Here is a 15073-nt window from a genome sequence, read left to right on the forward strand (position 1 = left end):
GGACGGACGGCCGCGAGGACTTCCTATCCTGGTCCCGCAGTCCGCAGCGCGAGAGAGGCCGCCCCTTGGGCAACAACCACAACCCGCAGCAGATCCCCGTCGTCGTCCTCGCCGGATTCCTGGGCTCCGGCAAGACCACGCTCCTCAACCACCTGCTGCACCGCAGCGGGGGCAGCCGTATCGGGGCGATCGTCAACGACTTCGGAGCCGTCGAGATCGACGCGATGGCCGTCGCGGGCGCCCTCGGCGACTCCACCGTCTCCCTCGGCAACGGCTGCCTGTGCTGTGCCGTGGACGCGAGCGAACTCGACCTCTACCTGAACCGGCTCGCCGACCCGGGCACCGGCATCGACGTGATCGTCATCGAGGCCAGCGGACTCGCCGAGCCGCAGGAACTCGTGCGGATGGTGCTGGCCGGCGAGCACCCGAGAGTCGTCTACGGCGGACTGGTCGAGGTCGTGGACGCCGCCGAACTCGACGACACGCGCGCGCGGCACCCCGAGATCGACCGGCACCTGGCCCTCGCCGACCTGGTCGTGGTCAACAAGCTCGACCGGGCCGCGGACGGTGAGCGGGTGCTCGGCCTGGTGCGCTCCCTCACCGACCGCGCCGCCGTCGTCCCCGCCACCTACGGCCGGATCGACCCGGAGTTCCTCTTCGACTGCCGGCCGAGCGAGGAGCGCATCGGGCAGCTGTCCTTCGACGACCTGCACGATCACGGCACGCACGACCACGCCGGTCACCTGCACACCGGCTACGACAGCCTGTCGTTCACCTCCGACGTGCCCATGGACCCGCGCCGGCTGATGAGGTTCCTGGACAGCCGACCCGAGGGGCTGTACCGGATCAAGGGGTACGTCGACTTCGGCGCGTACGACACCCTCAACCGGTACGCCGTGCACGCCGTCGGCCGGTTCCTGCGCTTCTACCCCGAGCCCTGGGGCCCCGCCGACGCCGGTCCCACCCAGCTCGTGCTGATCGGCTCCGGCATCGACGCGGGCGCCCTCGACAAGGAGCTGGAGGGATGCAAACAGGACGCCCCACACGCCGACGAGCACGGCATGTGGGGCGTCCTGCGGTACGTCCAGGGCTCCGAGGAGGAGCCGGACCAGGAGCCGTACGAGCCCTAGAACACCGGCCCCGCGACCACCCAGACCGTCTTCTGCAGCGATGTGCCCGAGCCGTCCCGGCGCGGGTCCAGCTCCGGCAGCTCCGCCGGGGTGCCGTCCTTCTGCGCCGCATGCGCGGGAGTCGGGCCCGCCCAGGCCAGCGACAGGCAGTCCTCGCCCTTCAGGAACCGCTGGCAGCGCACGCCGCCCGTGGCCCGGCCCTTGCGCGGGTACTGGTCGAACGGGGTCACCTTGGCCGTCGTCTGCACGGAGTCGTCCAGCGTGCCACGCGAGCCCGCCACCGTGAACACCACCGCGTCGGCCGCCGGGTCGACGGCCGTGAAGGAGATGACCTTCGCGCCCTCGGCGAGCTTGATGCCCGCCATACCGCCCGCCGGGCGGCCCTGTGGGCGCACGATCGACGCCTGGAAGCGCAGCAGCTGCGCGTCGTCGGTGATGAAGACCAGGTCCTCCTCCCCGGTACTCAGCTCCACCGCGCCGACGATCCGGTCGCCCTCCTTGAGCGTGATGACCTCCAACTCGTCCTTGTTGGACGGATAGTCGGGCACCACACGCTTGACGACACCCTGCTCGGTGCCGAGCGCCAGGCCCGGGGAGGACTCGTCCAGTGTGGTCAGGCAGACCACCGTCTCGTCGTCCTCCAGGGAGACGAACTCCGCCAGCGGCGCGCCGCCGGAAAGATTCGGCGCCGTCGCCGTCTCCGGCAGCTGGGGCAGGTCGACCACGTTGATCCGCAGCAGGCGGCCCGCCGAGGTCACCGCGCCGATCTCGCCGCGCTGGGTGGCCGGGACCGCCGAGACGATCACGTCGTGCTTGACGCGCTTGGCACCCGCCTGCTCCGGGTACGGCTCGGCGGTCGCCGTACGGGCCAGCAGCCCCGTCGAGGACAGCAGCACCCGGCACGGGTCGTCGGCCACCTGCAGCGGCACTGCGGCCACCGAGGTGCCCGCGGACTCCAGCAGGACCGTACGCCGGTCGGTGCCGAACTTCTTGGCCACGGCGGCCAGTTCCGCCGAGACCAGCTTGCGCAGCTCCGCGTCGGACTCCAGGATCCGGGTCAGCTCCGCGATCTCAGCGGTGAGCTTGTCCTTCTCCGCCTCCAGCTCGATGCGGTCGTACTTGGTGAGCCGACGCAGCGGCGTGTCGAGGATGTACTGCGTCTGCACCTCGCTCAGCGAGAAGCGCTGCATCAGGCGCTCCTTGGCCTGCGCCGAGTTGTCGCTGGACCGGATCAGCCGGATGACCTCGTCGATGTCGACCAGCGCGGTGAGCAGACCCTCGACCAGGTGCAGCCGGTCGCGCCTCTTGCCGCGGCGGAACTCGCTGCGGCGCCGGACCACGTCGAAGCGGTGGTCGAGGTAGACCTCCAGCAGCTCCTTCAGGCCCAGGGTGAGCGGCTGGCCGTCCACCAGCGCCACGTTGTTGATGCCGAAGGACTCCTCCATCGGGGTCAGCTTGTACAGCTGCTCCAGGATCGCCTCCGGCACGAAGCCGTTCTTGACCTCGATGACCAGGCGCAGGCCGTGCTCGCGGTCGGTGAGGTCCTTGACGTCGGCGATGCCCTGGACCTTCTTCGCGTTGACCAGGTCCTTGATCTTCGCGATGACCTTCTCGGGGCCGACCGTGAAGGGCAGTTCGGTGATGACCAGACCCTTGCGGCGCGCGGTGACCGTCTCGACCGAGACCGTCGCGCGCATCTTGAAGGTGCCGCGGCCCGTCGCGTACGCGTCCCGGATGCCGTCCAGGCCGACGATCCGGCCGCCCGTGGGCAGATCCGGGCCCGGGACGTGCTTCATCAGCGCGTCCAGATCCGCGTTCGGTTGCCTGATCAGATGGCGGGCGGCGGCGATGACCTCGCGCAGGTTGTGCGGCGGCATGTTCGTCGCCATGCCGACCGCGATGCCCGAGGAGCCGTTGACCAGCAGGTTCGGGAAGGCGGCGGGCAGCGCCACCGGCTCCTGCTCCTGGCCGTCGTAGTTCGGCGCGAAGTCGACCGTGTCCTCGTCGATCGACTCGGTCATCAGGCTCGTCGCCTCGGCCTGGCGGCACTCGGTGTACCGCATGGCGGCGGGCGGGTCGTCGTTGCCCAGCGAGCCGAAGTTGCCGTGGCCGTCGACGAGCGGCACGCGCATGGAGAACGGCTGGGCCATGCGCACCAGGGCGTCGTAGATCGACGCGTCGCCGTGCGGGTGCAGCTTGCCCATGACCTCGCCGACGACACGCGCGCACTTCACATAGCCGCGGTCGGGGCGCAGGCCCATCTCGTTCATCTGGTACACGATCCGGCGGTGCACCGGCTTGAGGCCGTCACGGGCGTCCGGCAGGGCGCGCGAGTAGATGACCGAGTACGCGTACTCGAGGTAGGAGCCACGCATCTCGTCCACGACGTCGATGTCGAGGATTCTCTCCTCGAACGAATCGTCGGGCGGCGGGGTCTTCGTGCTGCGGCGGGCCATCGCTGCCTGGCTCCTTGCTGAAGCGTTTGACGGATCTGACGCCGACCATTGTGGACCGAGGCACTGACAACACGTGCCACGACCCGGTCCTGGCGGGCTTCCCGGGCATCCCGGGGCGGGTCCGGGGCAGGCTACGGGATCCGCTGTGGGCGTACGTCCCGCGGGAACTTCGCCGACGCCCGGCACGCGTTGCATACAGTGGCAGGAACGGCAGGAAAACCGCGGTTTGCACAACCGTCTCCGCTCGCGAAGGGATGTACATGCCCATGGGTCACACGACCACAGCCGAGGCAGGCTCCGGGGGCCTGGCAGCGACCGAGCATCGCCTGGCCAACGGTCTGCGCGTGGTGCTCTCCGAGGACCACCTGACCCCGGTGGCGGCGGTCTGCCTCTGGTACGACGTCGGCTCCCGCCACGAAGTCAAGGGGCGTACCGGCCTGGCTCACCTTTTCGAGCACCTGATGTTCCAGGGCTCCGCGCAGGTCAAGGGCAACGGCCACTTCGAGCTCGTGCAGGGCGCCGGCGGCTCCCTCAACGGCACCACCAGCTTCGAGCGCACCAACTACTTCGAGACCATGCCCGCCCACCAGCTGGAGCTCGCCCTCTGGCTGGAGGCCGACCGCATGGGCTCGCTGCTGGCCGCCCTGGACGACGAGTCCATGGAGAACCAGCGGGACGTCGTCAAGAACGAGCGCCGTCAGCGCTACGACAACGTCCCCTACGGCACCGCGTTCGAGAAGCTGACCGGCATGTCGTACCCGGAGGGCCACCCGTACCACCACACGCCGATCGGCTCGATGGCGGACCTGGACGCGGCCACCCTGGAGGACGCCCGCCGGTTCTTCCGTACCTACTACGCGCCGAACAACGCGGTGCTCTCCGTGGTCGGCGACATCGACCCCCAGCAGACCCTCGCCTGGATCGAGAAGTACTTCGGCTCGATCCCTGCCCACGACGGCAAGCCCGAGCCGCGCGACGGCAGCCTGCCGGACGTCATCGGCGAGCAGAAGCGCGAGGTCGTCGTCGAGGAGGTCCCGGCGCGCGCCCTGATGGCCGCCTACCGGCTCCCGGAGGACGGCACCCGCGCGTGCGACGCCGCCGACCTCGCCCTGACCATCCTGGGCGGCGGCGAGTCCTCCCGCATCTACAACCGGCTGGTCCGTCGCGACCGTACGGCCGTCGCGGCCGGCTTCGGCCTGCTGCGGCTGGCCGGCGCGCCCTCCATGGGCTGGCTGGACGTGAAGACCTCCGGTGACGTCGAGGTGCCGGTCATCGAGACCGCCATCGACGAGGAGCTGGCCCGGTTCGCCGAGGAGGGCCCCACGCCCGAGGAGATGGAGCGCGCCCAGGCCCAGTTGGAGCGCGAGTGGCTGGACCGGCTCGGCACGGTCGCCGGCCGCGCCGACGAACTGTGCCGGTTCGCCGTCCTGTTCGGGGACCCGCAGCTCGCCCTCACCGCCGTCAAGCGCGTCCTGGAGGTGACCCGGGAGGAGGTCCAGGAGATCGCCAAGGCCCGACTGCGGCCCGACAACCGGGCGGTCCTGGTCTACGAACCGAAGTCCCCGGAGGAGGTCGAGGACGCCGACGTCCCCGAGGACCCCGAGCAGGAAGCCACCGTAGAGGCCGGTACCGAGAACGAGGAGACGGCCAAGTGACCGAGCTCGCCACCATGGACTTCCACCCCCAGCCGCAGCCCGGCGCGGCCAAGCCGTGGGCGTTTCCCGCGCCCGAGCGCGCCGCGCTGGACAACGGCCTGACCGTGCTGCGCTGCCACCGCCCCGGCCAGCAGGTCGTCGCCGTCGAGGTGCTGCTGGAGGCGCCCCTGGACGCCGAGCCGGCCGGTCTGGACGGCGTCGCCACGATCATGGCTCGGGCCTTCTCCGAGGGCACCGACAAGCACTCCGCCGAGGAGTTCGCCGCCGAGCTGGAGCGCGCGGGCGCCACGCTGGACGCGCACGCCGACCACCCGGGCGTCCGGCTCAGCCTGGAGGTCCCGGCCTCCCGCCTGGCCAAGGGCCTCGGCCTGCTCGCCGACGCCCTGCGTGCACCCGCCTTCGCCGAGAGCGAGGTCGAGCGGCTGGTCCGCAACCGCCTGGACGAGATCCCGCACGAGCTGGCCAACCCCTCCCGCCGGGCCGCCAAGGAGCTCTCCAAGGAGCTGTTCCCGGTGGCCTCTCGCATGTCACGCCCGCGCCAGGGCACCGAGGAGACGGTCGAGAAGATCGACGCCGCCGCCGTGCGCGCCTTCTACGACCGGTACGTCCGCCCCGCCACGGCCACCGCGGTCGTGGTCGGCGACCTCACCGGCGTCGACCTGGACGCGCTGCTCGGCGACACCCTGGGCGCCTGGACCGGCACCGCCGGCCAGCCCCGGCCCGTGCCGCCGGTGACTGCCGACGACACCGGCCGCGTGGTCATCGTGGACCGGCCCGGCGCGGTCCAGACGCAGCTGCTCATCGGTCGCGTCGGGCCCGACCGGCACGACCGCGTGTGGCCCGCCCAGGTGCTCGGCACCTACTGCCTCGGCGGCACCCTCACCTCCCGCCTGGACCGCGTCCTGCGCGAGGAGAAGGGCTACACGTACGGTGTGCGCGCGTTCGGGCAGGTTCTCAGGTCCGCCCCCGACGGCACCGGTGCCTCGATGCTCGCCATCAGCGGCTCCGTGGACACGCCCAACACCGGTCCCGCGCTGGACGACCTGTGGAAGGTGCTGCGCACCCTCGCCGCCGAGGGCCTGACCGACGCCGAGCGGGACGTGGCCGTGCAGAACCTCGTCGGGGTGGCGCCGCTGAAGTACGAGACCGCGGCGGCCGTCGCGAGCACGCTGGCCGACCAGGTCGAGCAGCACCTGCCCGACGACTTCCAGGCGACGCTCTATCAGCAGCTGGCGGCGACGGGCACGGTGGAGGCCACGGCGGCCGTCGTGAACGCCTTCCCGGTGGACCGCCTGGTGACGGTCCTCGTCGGTGACGCCTCCCACATCAAGGCGCCGGTGGAGGCGCTCGGCATCGGTGAAGTGACCGTGGTGGCGGCCGAGTAGGGCAGCCGTCGCAGCGGCCGGGTGCGCCCGAGCGGGTGCACGCGCGTGGGGCCCTGACCGCCTACGGGCGTCAGGGCCCCAGCTGTTCCACTCCCTTCCTCAGATGCCCGATTTGCGGCGGAGGTTGCCTGTCTGCCCTGTGGGATGCGCTACAAAAGGCCGGATCGGTTTGGGATGGGCGAGTGGGCTTCCGTAGCGTCGTCCGGGCTGTTCGTCGGGCAGTACGCCGCGCCCGCGGCACCGGACAGCCATCGCCGAGTCCCCGTACGGCGCGAGCCAGGGGAGCCGGGGACCCACGCAGTCCCTGGGGTGAATCGGGCGCCGGCGCGAGCCGCGAGTGAGCCCGTAGGAGACCTTCCTGCTCCGAACCCGTCAGCTAACCCGGTAGGCGAGAGGGAAGGAAAGGACCAGCCACTTCATGGCGTTCATGTGCGCCACCGGGAAGCACCGCAAGCCCGGCCGCGTCAAGCGCACCACCGCTCGGGCGGCCGGTGTCGCGGCCCTCACCACCACCGGTGTCATCGGCGGCCTCGTGGCCTCCCCGGCGTTCGCCGCCGAGAACTCCGCCGAGCAGACCGGCCTCGTCCCCGTGGTCAGCGTCGGCGACGACATCGCCGAGCAGATCGACGCGCAGGCCATCGCCCAGAGGCGGGCCGCCGAGCAGAAGGCGGCGGAGGAGGCCGCGGCCAAGAGGGCCCGGGAGATCCGTGAGGCCAAGGCCCGTGCCGCCCGCGAGGCCGAGCGCAGGCGCCTGAACGCCTTCGTCGCTCCGGTCGCGGACTCGTACGTCTCCACGGGTTACAAGGCCAGCAGCTCCCTGTGGTCCTCCGGCTCGCACACCGGCATCGACTTCCACGCGGCCGGCGGCACGCCCGTCCACGCGGTCGGCTCCGGCACCGTCGTCTCCACGGGCTGGGGCGGCGCGTACGGCAACCAGATCGTGATCCGGATGGCCGACGGCATGTACACCCAGTACGGCCACCTGTCGTCCATCGCCGTCACGGTCGGCGAGCAGGTCACCCCCGGCCGCCGGATCGGCCTGTCCGGCTCGACCGGCAACACCACCGGCCCGCACCTCCACTTCGAGGCCCGCACGACCCCCGACTACGGCTCGGACGTCGACCCCGTCGCCTACCTCCGCAAGCACGGCGTGAACGTCTGACCCGACAGCGGTACCGCCTCGCCTCGGCGACCCCGGCTCACCGAGCCGGGGTTTTCGCCGTTTTCCGGCGGTGTCCCTCCGGCCCGCTGACCAAAAAATATCCATGTGTTCCGGCCCGCCGTCGGAAATTCCGGCCTTTTGGAATAGAGTCACGGAACACACGTCCATCGTCGACGTTTCACGGGGATTAAGGCGGAGGTCGGTCATGCGTATTCCGGCGCACTCGGTGTGCACGGCGATCCGGGACGACATCGTCGCGGGTGTCCACGAGCGCGGCGGCCGCCTCACCGAGGAAGTCCTGGCCCGCCGCTACGGCGTCTCGCGCGTTCCCGTGCGCGAGGCCCTGCGCACCCTGGAGGCCGAGGGCTTCGTGGTGACGCGGCGGCACGCGGGCGCGTGCGTGGCCGAACCGACCGAGCAGGAGGCCGCCGACCTGCTGGAGATGCGCATGCTCCTGGAGCCCCTCGGGGCCGCCCGGGCCGCCCAGCGCCGCACCGAGGCCCATCTGAAGGTGCTGCGGGGCCTGGTCAGGCTGGGTCAGGAGCGGGCCCGCAGAGGGCACAGCGAGGATCTGCGCTCGCTGGGCAGCTGGTTCCACGAGACGCTCGCCCAGGCCTGCGGCAGCCCTTCGCTGACCGCGATGCTCACCCAGCTGCGGCACAAGATCGCCTGGATGTACGCGGTGGACGCGCCGTCCAGCCCGGCGGAGTCCTGGTCGGAGCACGGCGCCATCGTGGACGCCGTGGCGCGCGGCGACGGAGAGCGCGCGCGGGCGGTCACGGCGCTGCACGCCGAGCGTGCGACCGCCGCGCACCGGCTGCGTTTTCCCGGCGCCGTCGAGCGGGTGAGGACTTCGCAACATGCCGTAAACATGTCGAGCCTTCGGCATTAACACGGGCGCCGTATACAAAGAAGAGTAATTGGGCAGCACCCTAATTCCGCTGCCTCTTATTCCGGCGTGCGCGCAATGGGCCGGAAAGGAGAAGCCGCGCCGCCCGAAAAGGGCGACGCGGCTTCGTGTATCAGCGTGCTGGTGTTCAGACCGTCTCGGGCAGTTCCTCGAGGCCCTCGGCGACCAGCTTGGCCAGCCGGTCCAGGGCGGCGTCCGCGCCCTCGGAGTCGGAGGCCAGGACGATCTCCTCGCCACCCTGGGCGCCCAGGCCCAGGACAGCCAGCATGGAGGCCGCGTTGACGGGGTTGCCGTCAGCCTTGGCGATCGTCACCGGGACGCCTGCGGCCGTGGCGGCTCGGACGAAGATGGAAGCGGGGCGGGCGTGGAGGCCCTCGGCCCAGCCGACGTTGACGCGGCGCTCAGCCATGTGTTGCTGCCCTTCAGTCTTCAGGGTTGTCTAGACCAGTTTCCCATATCGTGAAGCATGCCCGGATCGGACCTTCGTCCTGTCCCGGAGCGTCGTCGGACCGCGGCCTCGATCCGTCGTGTCGTCCTCCACAGACTGCCCCGCGCCGTTGTCGTACGCGAGCCGTACCCTGGGGCCCATGCAGACCTCGGCGGACCGGCAGGACCGGCACGAGTACCCCGCCCACTGGGAGGCGGACGTGGTGCTGCGCGACGGGGGCACCGCGCGCATCCGGCCCATCACCGTTGATGACGCCGACCGCCTGGTCAGCTTCTACGAGCAGGTCTCGGACGAGTCGAAGTACTACCGCTTCTTCGCGCCGTACCCCAGGCTCTCCGCCAAGGACGTCCACCGCTTCACGCACCACGACTTTGTGGACCGGGTGGGACTCGCGGCCACCATCGGCGGCGAGTTCATCGCCACCGTACGCTATGACCGCATCGGCGCCGACGGCATGCCCGCCTCCGCGCCCGCCGACGAGGCCGAGGTCGCCTTCCTCGTGCAGGACGCCCACCAGGGCCGCGGGGTCGCCTCCGCCCTGCTGGAGCACATCGCGGCCGTCGCCCGCGAGCGCGGCATCCGCCGCTTCGCCGCGGAGGTGCTGCCCGCCAACACCAAGATGATCAAGGTGTTCACGGACGCCGGCTACACCCAGAAGCGCAGCTTCGAGGACGGCGTCGTACGCCTGGAGTTCGATCTCGAGCCGACCGACCGCTCCCTCGCCGTCCAGCGCGCGCGGGAGCAGCGCGCCGAGGCCCGCTCGGTACGGCGGCTGCTCAGGCCCGGCTCCGTGGCGGTCGTCGGCGTGGGCCGCGCCCCCGGCGGGGTCGGCCGCAGCGTCCTCGGCAACCTCCGCGACGCCGGTTACGGCGGCCGGCTGCACGCCGTGAACAAGGCCTTTCCCCAGGACCTCGCCGAGGTCGACGGAGTGCCGGCCTACCAGTGCGTGCGGGACATCGAGGGCCCCGTCGACCTGGCCGTGGTCGCCGTGCCGGCCGAGTACGTGCCCGCAGTGGTCGCCGAGTGCGGGGAGCACGGGGTGCAGGGGCTCGTCGTGCTCTCCGCCGGATACGCCGAGAGCGGGCCCGAGGGGCGCGAGCGGCAGCGGGCGCTCGTCCAGCACGCGCGCGCGTACGGCATGCGGATCATCGGCCCGAACGCCTTCGGGATCATCAACACCGCGCCCGACGTCCGGCTGAACGCCTCCCTCGCCCCGGAGATGCCCCGCCCCGGCCGCATCGGGATGTTCGCCCAGTCCGGCGCCATCGGCATCGCCCTGCTGTCCCGGCTGCACCGGCGCGGGGGAGGGGTCACCGGGGTCACGGGCGTGTCCACCTTCGTGTCCGCCGGCAACCGCGCGGACGTCTCCGGCAACGACGTCCTGCAGTACTGGTACGACGACGCGGAGACCGACGTCGTCCTCATGTACCTGGAGTCCATCGGCAACCCGCGCAAGTTCGCGCGCCTCGCACGGCGGACGGCGGCGGCGAAGCCGCTGGTCGTGGTGCAGGGGGTCGGCTCCGCGCCGCAGGGACACGCGGTACGGGCCACCCGGCTGCCGCACGCCACCGTCTCCGCGCTGCTGCGGCAGGCCGGTGTGATCCGGGTCGACACGATCACCGAGCTGGTCGACGCGGGACTGCTGCTCGCGCGCCAGCCGCTGCCCGCGGGGCCGCGCGTGGCGATCCTCGGGAACTCGGAGTCGCTGGGGATGCTGACGTACGACCGGTGTCTCGCCGAGGGACTGCGGCCCTCGAGTCCGCTGGACCTGACCACCGGGGCGACGGCGGAGGACTTCCACCGGGCGTTGACGCGGGCACTGGCCGACGACACGAACGACGCCGTCGTCGTGACGGCGATCCCCGCGATCGGGGAGGCCTCGCCGGGGGACGCGGAGCTGGCGGAGGCGTTGCGGTCCGCTGCGGCCGCCGTGCCGGGCAAGCCCGTGCTGGTGGTGCATGTGGAGCTCGGTGGGCTTGCGGAGGCGCTGTCGGCTGCTGCCAGTACGGCACCGGCCGCCGTGGAGAAGGGACCCGGCACCGAGGTCCGCACCCCGAAACGACTGCCCACCGCGCCGGCGGACGCTCCCCCCGAGGGCACGCACCTCATCCCCGCCTACCCCGCCGCCGAACGCGCCGTTCGGGCCCTCGCCGAAGCCGTCCGTTACGGGCAGTGGCGGCGGGAGGCGGCCGAGCCCGGAAAGGTGCCCGAGTACGACGACATCCACGAGAAGGGTGCCGCGCGGCTGATCGGTGAGCTGCTGGCGCGTGGGGAAGGGCTCACGATCTCGGACGCGGAGACCTGCGAGCTGCTCGGCGAGTACGGCATCCAGGTGCGGCGCGCGCTGTCCGCCCCCACCCCCGACGACGCCGCCGAAGCCGCCCGCGCCCTCGGCTATCCGGTCGCCCTCAAGGCCACCGCCCCGCACCTCAGGCACCGCGCCGACCTCGGCGGCGTACGCCTGGACCTCGCGGACGAGGAGCAACTGCGCCGGGCGTACGCAGAGTTGATCGATTTGTTCGGGAAGCCGGAGGAGCTGCGGCCGGTGGTGCAGGGCATGGCACCGCGCGGGGTCGACACCGTCGTACGGGCCGTGATCGACCCGGCGGCCGGGGCCGTGCTGTCCTTCGGGCTCGCCGGGGCCCCCTCGCAGCTGCTCGGGGACATGGCGCACCGGCTGGTCCCGGTCACCGACCGGGAGGCGACCTCGCTGGTGCGGTCGATCCGCACCGCACCGCTGCTGTTCGGCTGGCGCGGGTCCACGCCCGTCGACACCCCGGCGCTGGAGGAGCTGCTGCTGCGGGTGTCCCGGCTGGTCGACGATCACCCGGAGGTGGTCGCCGTCACCCTGGAGCCCGTCGTGGTCGCACCGCACGGCGTGAGCGTCCTCGGTGCCACGGTGCGGCTCGCGCCCCCGCCCGCCCGCGACGACCTCGGCCCGCGCACGATGCCGGCCTACTGACCGGGTAAGGGGGCGGCATGGAGATCGCCGGCCGGCGGCCGCCCGGGGGCAGCTGGTGGGACCGGGTAGTGATCGTCCGGGACGGCGGGCGACTGCGACCGGCCGCCGGGTACGACCTCACGTACCACCACGGACTGGAGGTGATCTTCGCCGATCCGGTCTTCGTCTCCTGCGCCTCCGTCTTCCAGGGCCCCGTCTTCCGCGGGCCGACCGCCGAGGAGGCGGCACGGCTGCCGCGGACGCTCGGTGAATCACCGCCCGTGGTGGTCGCGTTCGAGGCCGACGCCGGCGGACCCGAACCCGTCTCCTGCCTGATCGCGGCGGAGGGGCTGGACATCCTCGCGGGGCTGGTCCGCAGGCCCCTGCGCGCGTGTGCACAGGCCGCCCCCGGTCCTCCCGACTGGCCCGGACCCCCCTTGCCCACGGATTAGGATGGACGCCATGGCCAAGACCAGTACGACGACCCAGGGGCTGCGCGCGGCGATCGAGCGCAGCGGCTACTACCCGGCCCTCGTGGCCGAGGCGGTGGAGGCCGCTGTGGGCGGCGAGCCCATCCGGTCGTACCTGGTCCACCAGGAGACGACCTTCGACCAGAACGAGGTCCGCCGGCATGTCACGGTGCTGGTCCTCACCGACAACCGCTTCATCGTCAGCCACACCGACGAGCAGGCCGCCGACAGCACCTCCCCGACGCCGTACGCCACCACCTCCACGGAGTCCGTGAAGCTCGGCCGGATCTCGTCGGTCGTGGTCAGCCGCGTCGTCGCGAACCCGGAGCAGTACACGCCGGGCACGCCGCCCCGCGAGGTCGTGCTGACCATCGGCTGGGGCGCGGTGAGCCGCATCGACCTGGAGCCCGCCGCCTGCGGCGACCCCAACTGCGACGCCGACCACGGCTACACGGGCAGCTCCACGGCGGACGACCTCAGCCTGCGCGTCAGCGAGGCCGGGGACGGCCCGGAGACGGTGCGCCAGGCGCTCGCCTTCGCCCAGGCCATCTCGGAGGCGACCGCGGACCTCACCCGCTGATGTCCCAGCTCTCCGCCTGGGACCACCCGGAACCTCTCGCCCTGGACACCGCGCCGCTGCCCGAGTACGGCACCGGCTCCCTCGCCGACCTGCTGCCCACCCTGGCCGCCGGCATGGGCGTCCCCGGTCTGACCGCCACGATCGGCGAACTGACCCCGGCGGACCGGGTGTGCGTCCTCCTGATCGACGGGCTCGGCTGGGAGCAGCTGCTGGCCCACCGGGACGAGGCGCCCTTCCTGGTCTCGCTGCTCGGCACCTCGCGCGGCGGCACCGGTCGTCCGCTCACCGCCGGCTACCCCGCGACCACCGCCGTCTCCCTCGCCTCCGTCGGCACCGGCCTGCCCCCCGGCGTCCACGGCCTGCCCGGCTACACCGTGCGCAACCCGGCCACCGGGGGGCTGATGAACCAGCTCCGCTGGCAGCCGTACACCGATCCGCGCGCCTGGCAGCCGTACCCGACGGTCTTCCAGCTGGCCCAGGACGCCGGGGTGCACGCCGCCCAGGTGACCTCGCCGATCTTCGAGCACACCCCGCTCACCAAGATCGCGCTCAGCGGCGGCAGCTTCCACGGACGGCTCAGCGGCGAGGAGCGCATGGACCTCGCGGCCGAGCAACTGGCCGCCGGGGACCGCTCGCTGGTCTACACGTACTACTCCGAGCTGGACGGCGCCGGACACCGGTACGGCGTCGCCTCCGACACCTGGCGCGGCCAGCTGATGTACGTCGACCGGCTCGCCCAGCGCCTCGCCGAACAACTGCCGCCCCGCAGCGCGCTCTACGTCACCGCCGACCACGGCATGGTCGACGTCCCGTTCGACGACGAGCACCGCATCGACTTCGACACCGACTGGGAGCTGCGCGCCGGGGTCGCCCTGCTGGGCGGCGAGGGCCGCGCGCGGCACGTGTACGCGGTGCCGGGCGCCCAGAACGACGTACTGACCGTCTGGCGCGAGGTGCTCGGCGAGCAGTTCTGGGTGGCCTCGCGGGACGAGGCGATCGCGGCGGGCTGGTTCGGGCCGCACATCGACGAGCGGGTGTACGCGCGGCTCGGCGACGTGGTCGCGGCCGCGCACGACGACGTCCTGATCATCGCGTCCGAGCGGGAGCCGAAGGAGTCGGCGCTGGTCGGCAACCACGGTTCGATGACGCCTGCCGAGCAGCTGGTCCCGCTGCTCGAAGTACGCTCCTGACGCCCCCTGTGACTACTCGCCGAAAGGTGCTCAACTCCTCATGCCCGAGCTGGTGTTCTTCTCCGGAACGATGGACTGCGGGAAGTCGACGCTGGCTCTGCAGATCGAGCACAACCGCTCCGCGCGCGGGCTCGTCGGAATGATCTTCACCCGCAACGACCGGGCGGGCGAGGGCAAACTGTCCTCCCGGCTCGGCCTGGTCACCGACGCGGTGGAGGTCGCCGACGACCAGGACCTGTACGCCTATCTCGTGGAGCACCTCTCGCAGGGCCGCCGGGCCGACTACGTGATCGCGGACGAGGCGCAGTTCCTCGCGCCCGGTCAGATCGACCAGCTCGCGCGCGTGGTGGACGATCTCGGCCTGGACGTGTACGCCTTCGGTATCACCACCGACTTCCGCTCCAAGCTCTTCCCCGGCTCGCAGCGGCTGGTGGAGCTGGCCGACCGCATCGAGGTGCTCCAGGTGGAGGCGCTGTGCTGGTGCGGCGCCCGTGCCACGCACAACGCCCGCACGATAGGCGGCGAGATGGTCGTCGAGGGCGCCCAGGTGGTCGTCGGGGACGTCAACCAGGCGGCGGGCGAGGTCGGCTACGAGGTGCTGTGCCGCCGTCATCACCGCCGCCGGATGACCGCCGCGACGGCCCGCGCCGCGGCCCTCTCGCCAGACGTCCTGCCGGTCTCGCCCAACTGACCCGGCCAGGGAACCAGCACCTCCCGCACCGAGGGACCCGCGCCGAGGACCCGGC

12 protein-coding genes and 1 riboswitch are annotated in these 15073 nt (G+C 72.0%); of the genes, 10 read left to right on the plus strand and 2 right to left on the minus strand.

Going from position 1 to position 15073, the window contains the following annotated elements:
* The first annotated feature begins 65 nt into the window (after window positions 1-65).
* Entirely contained in the window at window positions 66-1130 is a 1065-nt protein-coding gene (locus tag AB0L59_RS31865; protein ID WP_365590150.1) for a GTP-binding protein, read from the plus strand.
* Here AB0L59_RS31865 and AB0L59_RS31870 read toward each other — a convergent pair.
* Window positions 1127-3586, minus strand: a complete 2460-nt coding sequence (locus AB0L59_RS31870) for a DNA topoisomerase IV subunit A (RefSeq protein ID WP_365590108.1) — start codon at window positions 3584-3586, stop codon at window positions 1127-1129. The genes AB0L59_RS31865 and AB0L59_RS31870 overlap by 4 nt on opposite strands.
* Window positions 3587-3846: 260 nt before the next feature.
* Here AB0L59_RS31870 and AB0L59_RS31875 point away from each other — a divergent pair, with 260 nt between their 5' ends.
* The 4 genes from AB0L59_RS31875 (at window position 3847) to AB0L59_RS31890 (ending at window position 8680) form a co-directional block, all read left to right on the plus strand.
* The gene (locus AB0L59_RS31875; protein WP_365590109.1) at window positions 3847-5241 is read left to right on the plus strand and encodes a pitrilysin family protein; all 1395 of its coding nucleotides are present in this window, start codon (window positions 3847-3849) and stop codon (window positions 5239-5241) included.
* Window positions 5238-6626 (plus strand): pitrilysin family protein, encoded by a 1389-nt coding sequence (locus AB0L59_RS31880; RefSeq protein WP_365590110.1) that lies wholly within the window; start codon window positions 5238-5240, stop codon window positions 6624-6626. The genes AB0L59_RS31875 and AB0L59_RS31880 overlap by 4 nt, the downstream gene beginning before the upstream one ends.
* A 242-nt stretch (window positions 6627-6868) precedes the next feature.
* Window positions 6869-7032, plus strand: a riboswitch (cyclic di-AMP (ydaO/yuaA leader).
* A gap of 12 nt (window positions 7033-7044) precedes the next feature.
* Window positions 7045-7788 carry a M23 family metallopeptidase gene (locus AB0L59_RS31885; protein WP_365590111.1) on the plus strand — a complete coding sequence of 248 codons (744 nt, stop codon included), beginning with the start codon at window positions 7045-7047 and terminating at the stop codon, window positions 7786-7788.
* 205 nt (window positions 7789-7993) lie between these two features.
* Window positions 7994-8680, plus strand: coding sequence for a GntR family transcriptional regulator (locus AB0L59_RS31890; protein ID WP_365590112.1), 687 nt, complete (start codon window positions 7994-7996; stop codon window positions 8678-8680).
* A 145-nt stretch (window positions 8681-8825) separates the two neighbouring features.
* Here AB0L59_RS31890 and AB0L59_RS31895 read toward each other — a convergent pair whose 3' ends face one another.
* Window positions 8826-9107, minus strand: coding sequence for an HPr family phosphocarrier protein (locus AB0L59_RS31895; RefSeq protein ID WP_365590113.1), 282 nt, complete (start codon window positions 9105-9107; stop codon window positions 8826-8828).
* A gap of 178 nt (window positions 9108-9285) precedes the next feature.
* Here AB0L59_RS31895 and AB0L59_RS31900 point away from each other — a divergent pair, with 178 nt between their 5' ends.
* Genes AB0L59_RS31900 through AB0L59_RS31920 form a run of 5 tightly spaced genes read left to right on the plus strand, consistent with a single transcriptional unit; the run spans window position 9286 to window position 15018 of the window.
* Entirely contained in the window at window positions 9286-12108 is a 2823-nt protein-coding gene (locus AB0L59_RS31900) for a GNAT family N-acetyltransferase (protein ID WP_365590114.1), read from the plus strand.
* A gap of 17 nt (window positions 12109-12125) precedes the next feature.
* Entirely contained in the window at window positions 12126-12539 is a 414-nt protein-coding gene (locus AB0L59_RS31905) for a hypothetical protein (RefSeq protein ID WP_365590115.1), read from the plus strand.
* A gap of 1 nt (window position 12540) precedes the next feature.
* On the plus strand, window positions 12541-13137 hold the full coding sequence (locus tag AB0L59_RS31910) for a DUF5998 family protein (RefSeq protein WP_365590116.1): 597 nt from the start codon (window positions 12541-12543) through the stop codon (window positions 13135-13137).
* Window positions 13137-14327 carry a nucleotide pyrophosphatase/phosphodiesterase family protein gene (locus tag AB0L59_RS31915; RefSeq protein WP_365590117.1) on the plus strand — a complete coding sequence of 397 codons (1191 nt, stop codon included), beginning with the start codon at window positions 13137-13139 and terminating at the stop codon, window positions 14325-14327. The genes AB0L59_RS31910 and AB0L59_RS31915 overlap by 1 nt, the downstream gene beginning before the upstream one ends.
* Window positions 14328-14367: 40 nt before the next feature.
* A complete protein-coding gene (locus tag AB0L59_RS31920; protein WP_365590118.1) occupies window positions 14368-15018 on the plus strand; it encodes a thymidine kinase in 651 nt (216 codons plus the stop codon).
* The last annotated feature ends 55 nt before the right edge of the window (window positions 15019-15073 follow it).

It is taken from the genome of Streptomyces sp. NPDC052109, from assembly GCF_040680195.1.
Taxonomy (GTDB): Bacteria; Actinomycetota; Actinomycetes; order Streptomycetales; family Streptomycetaceae; genus Streptomyces.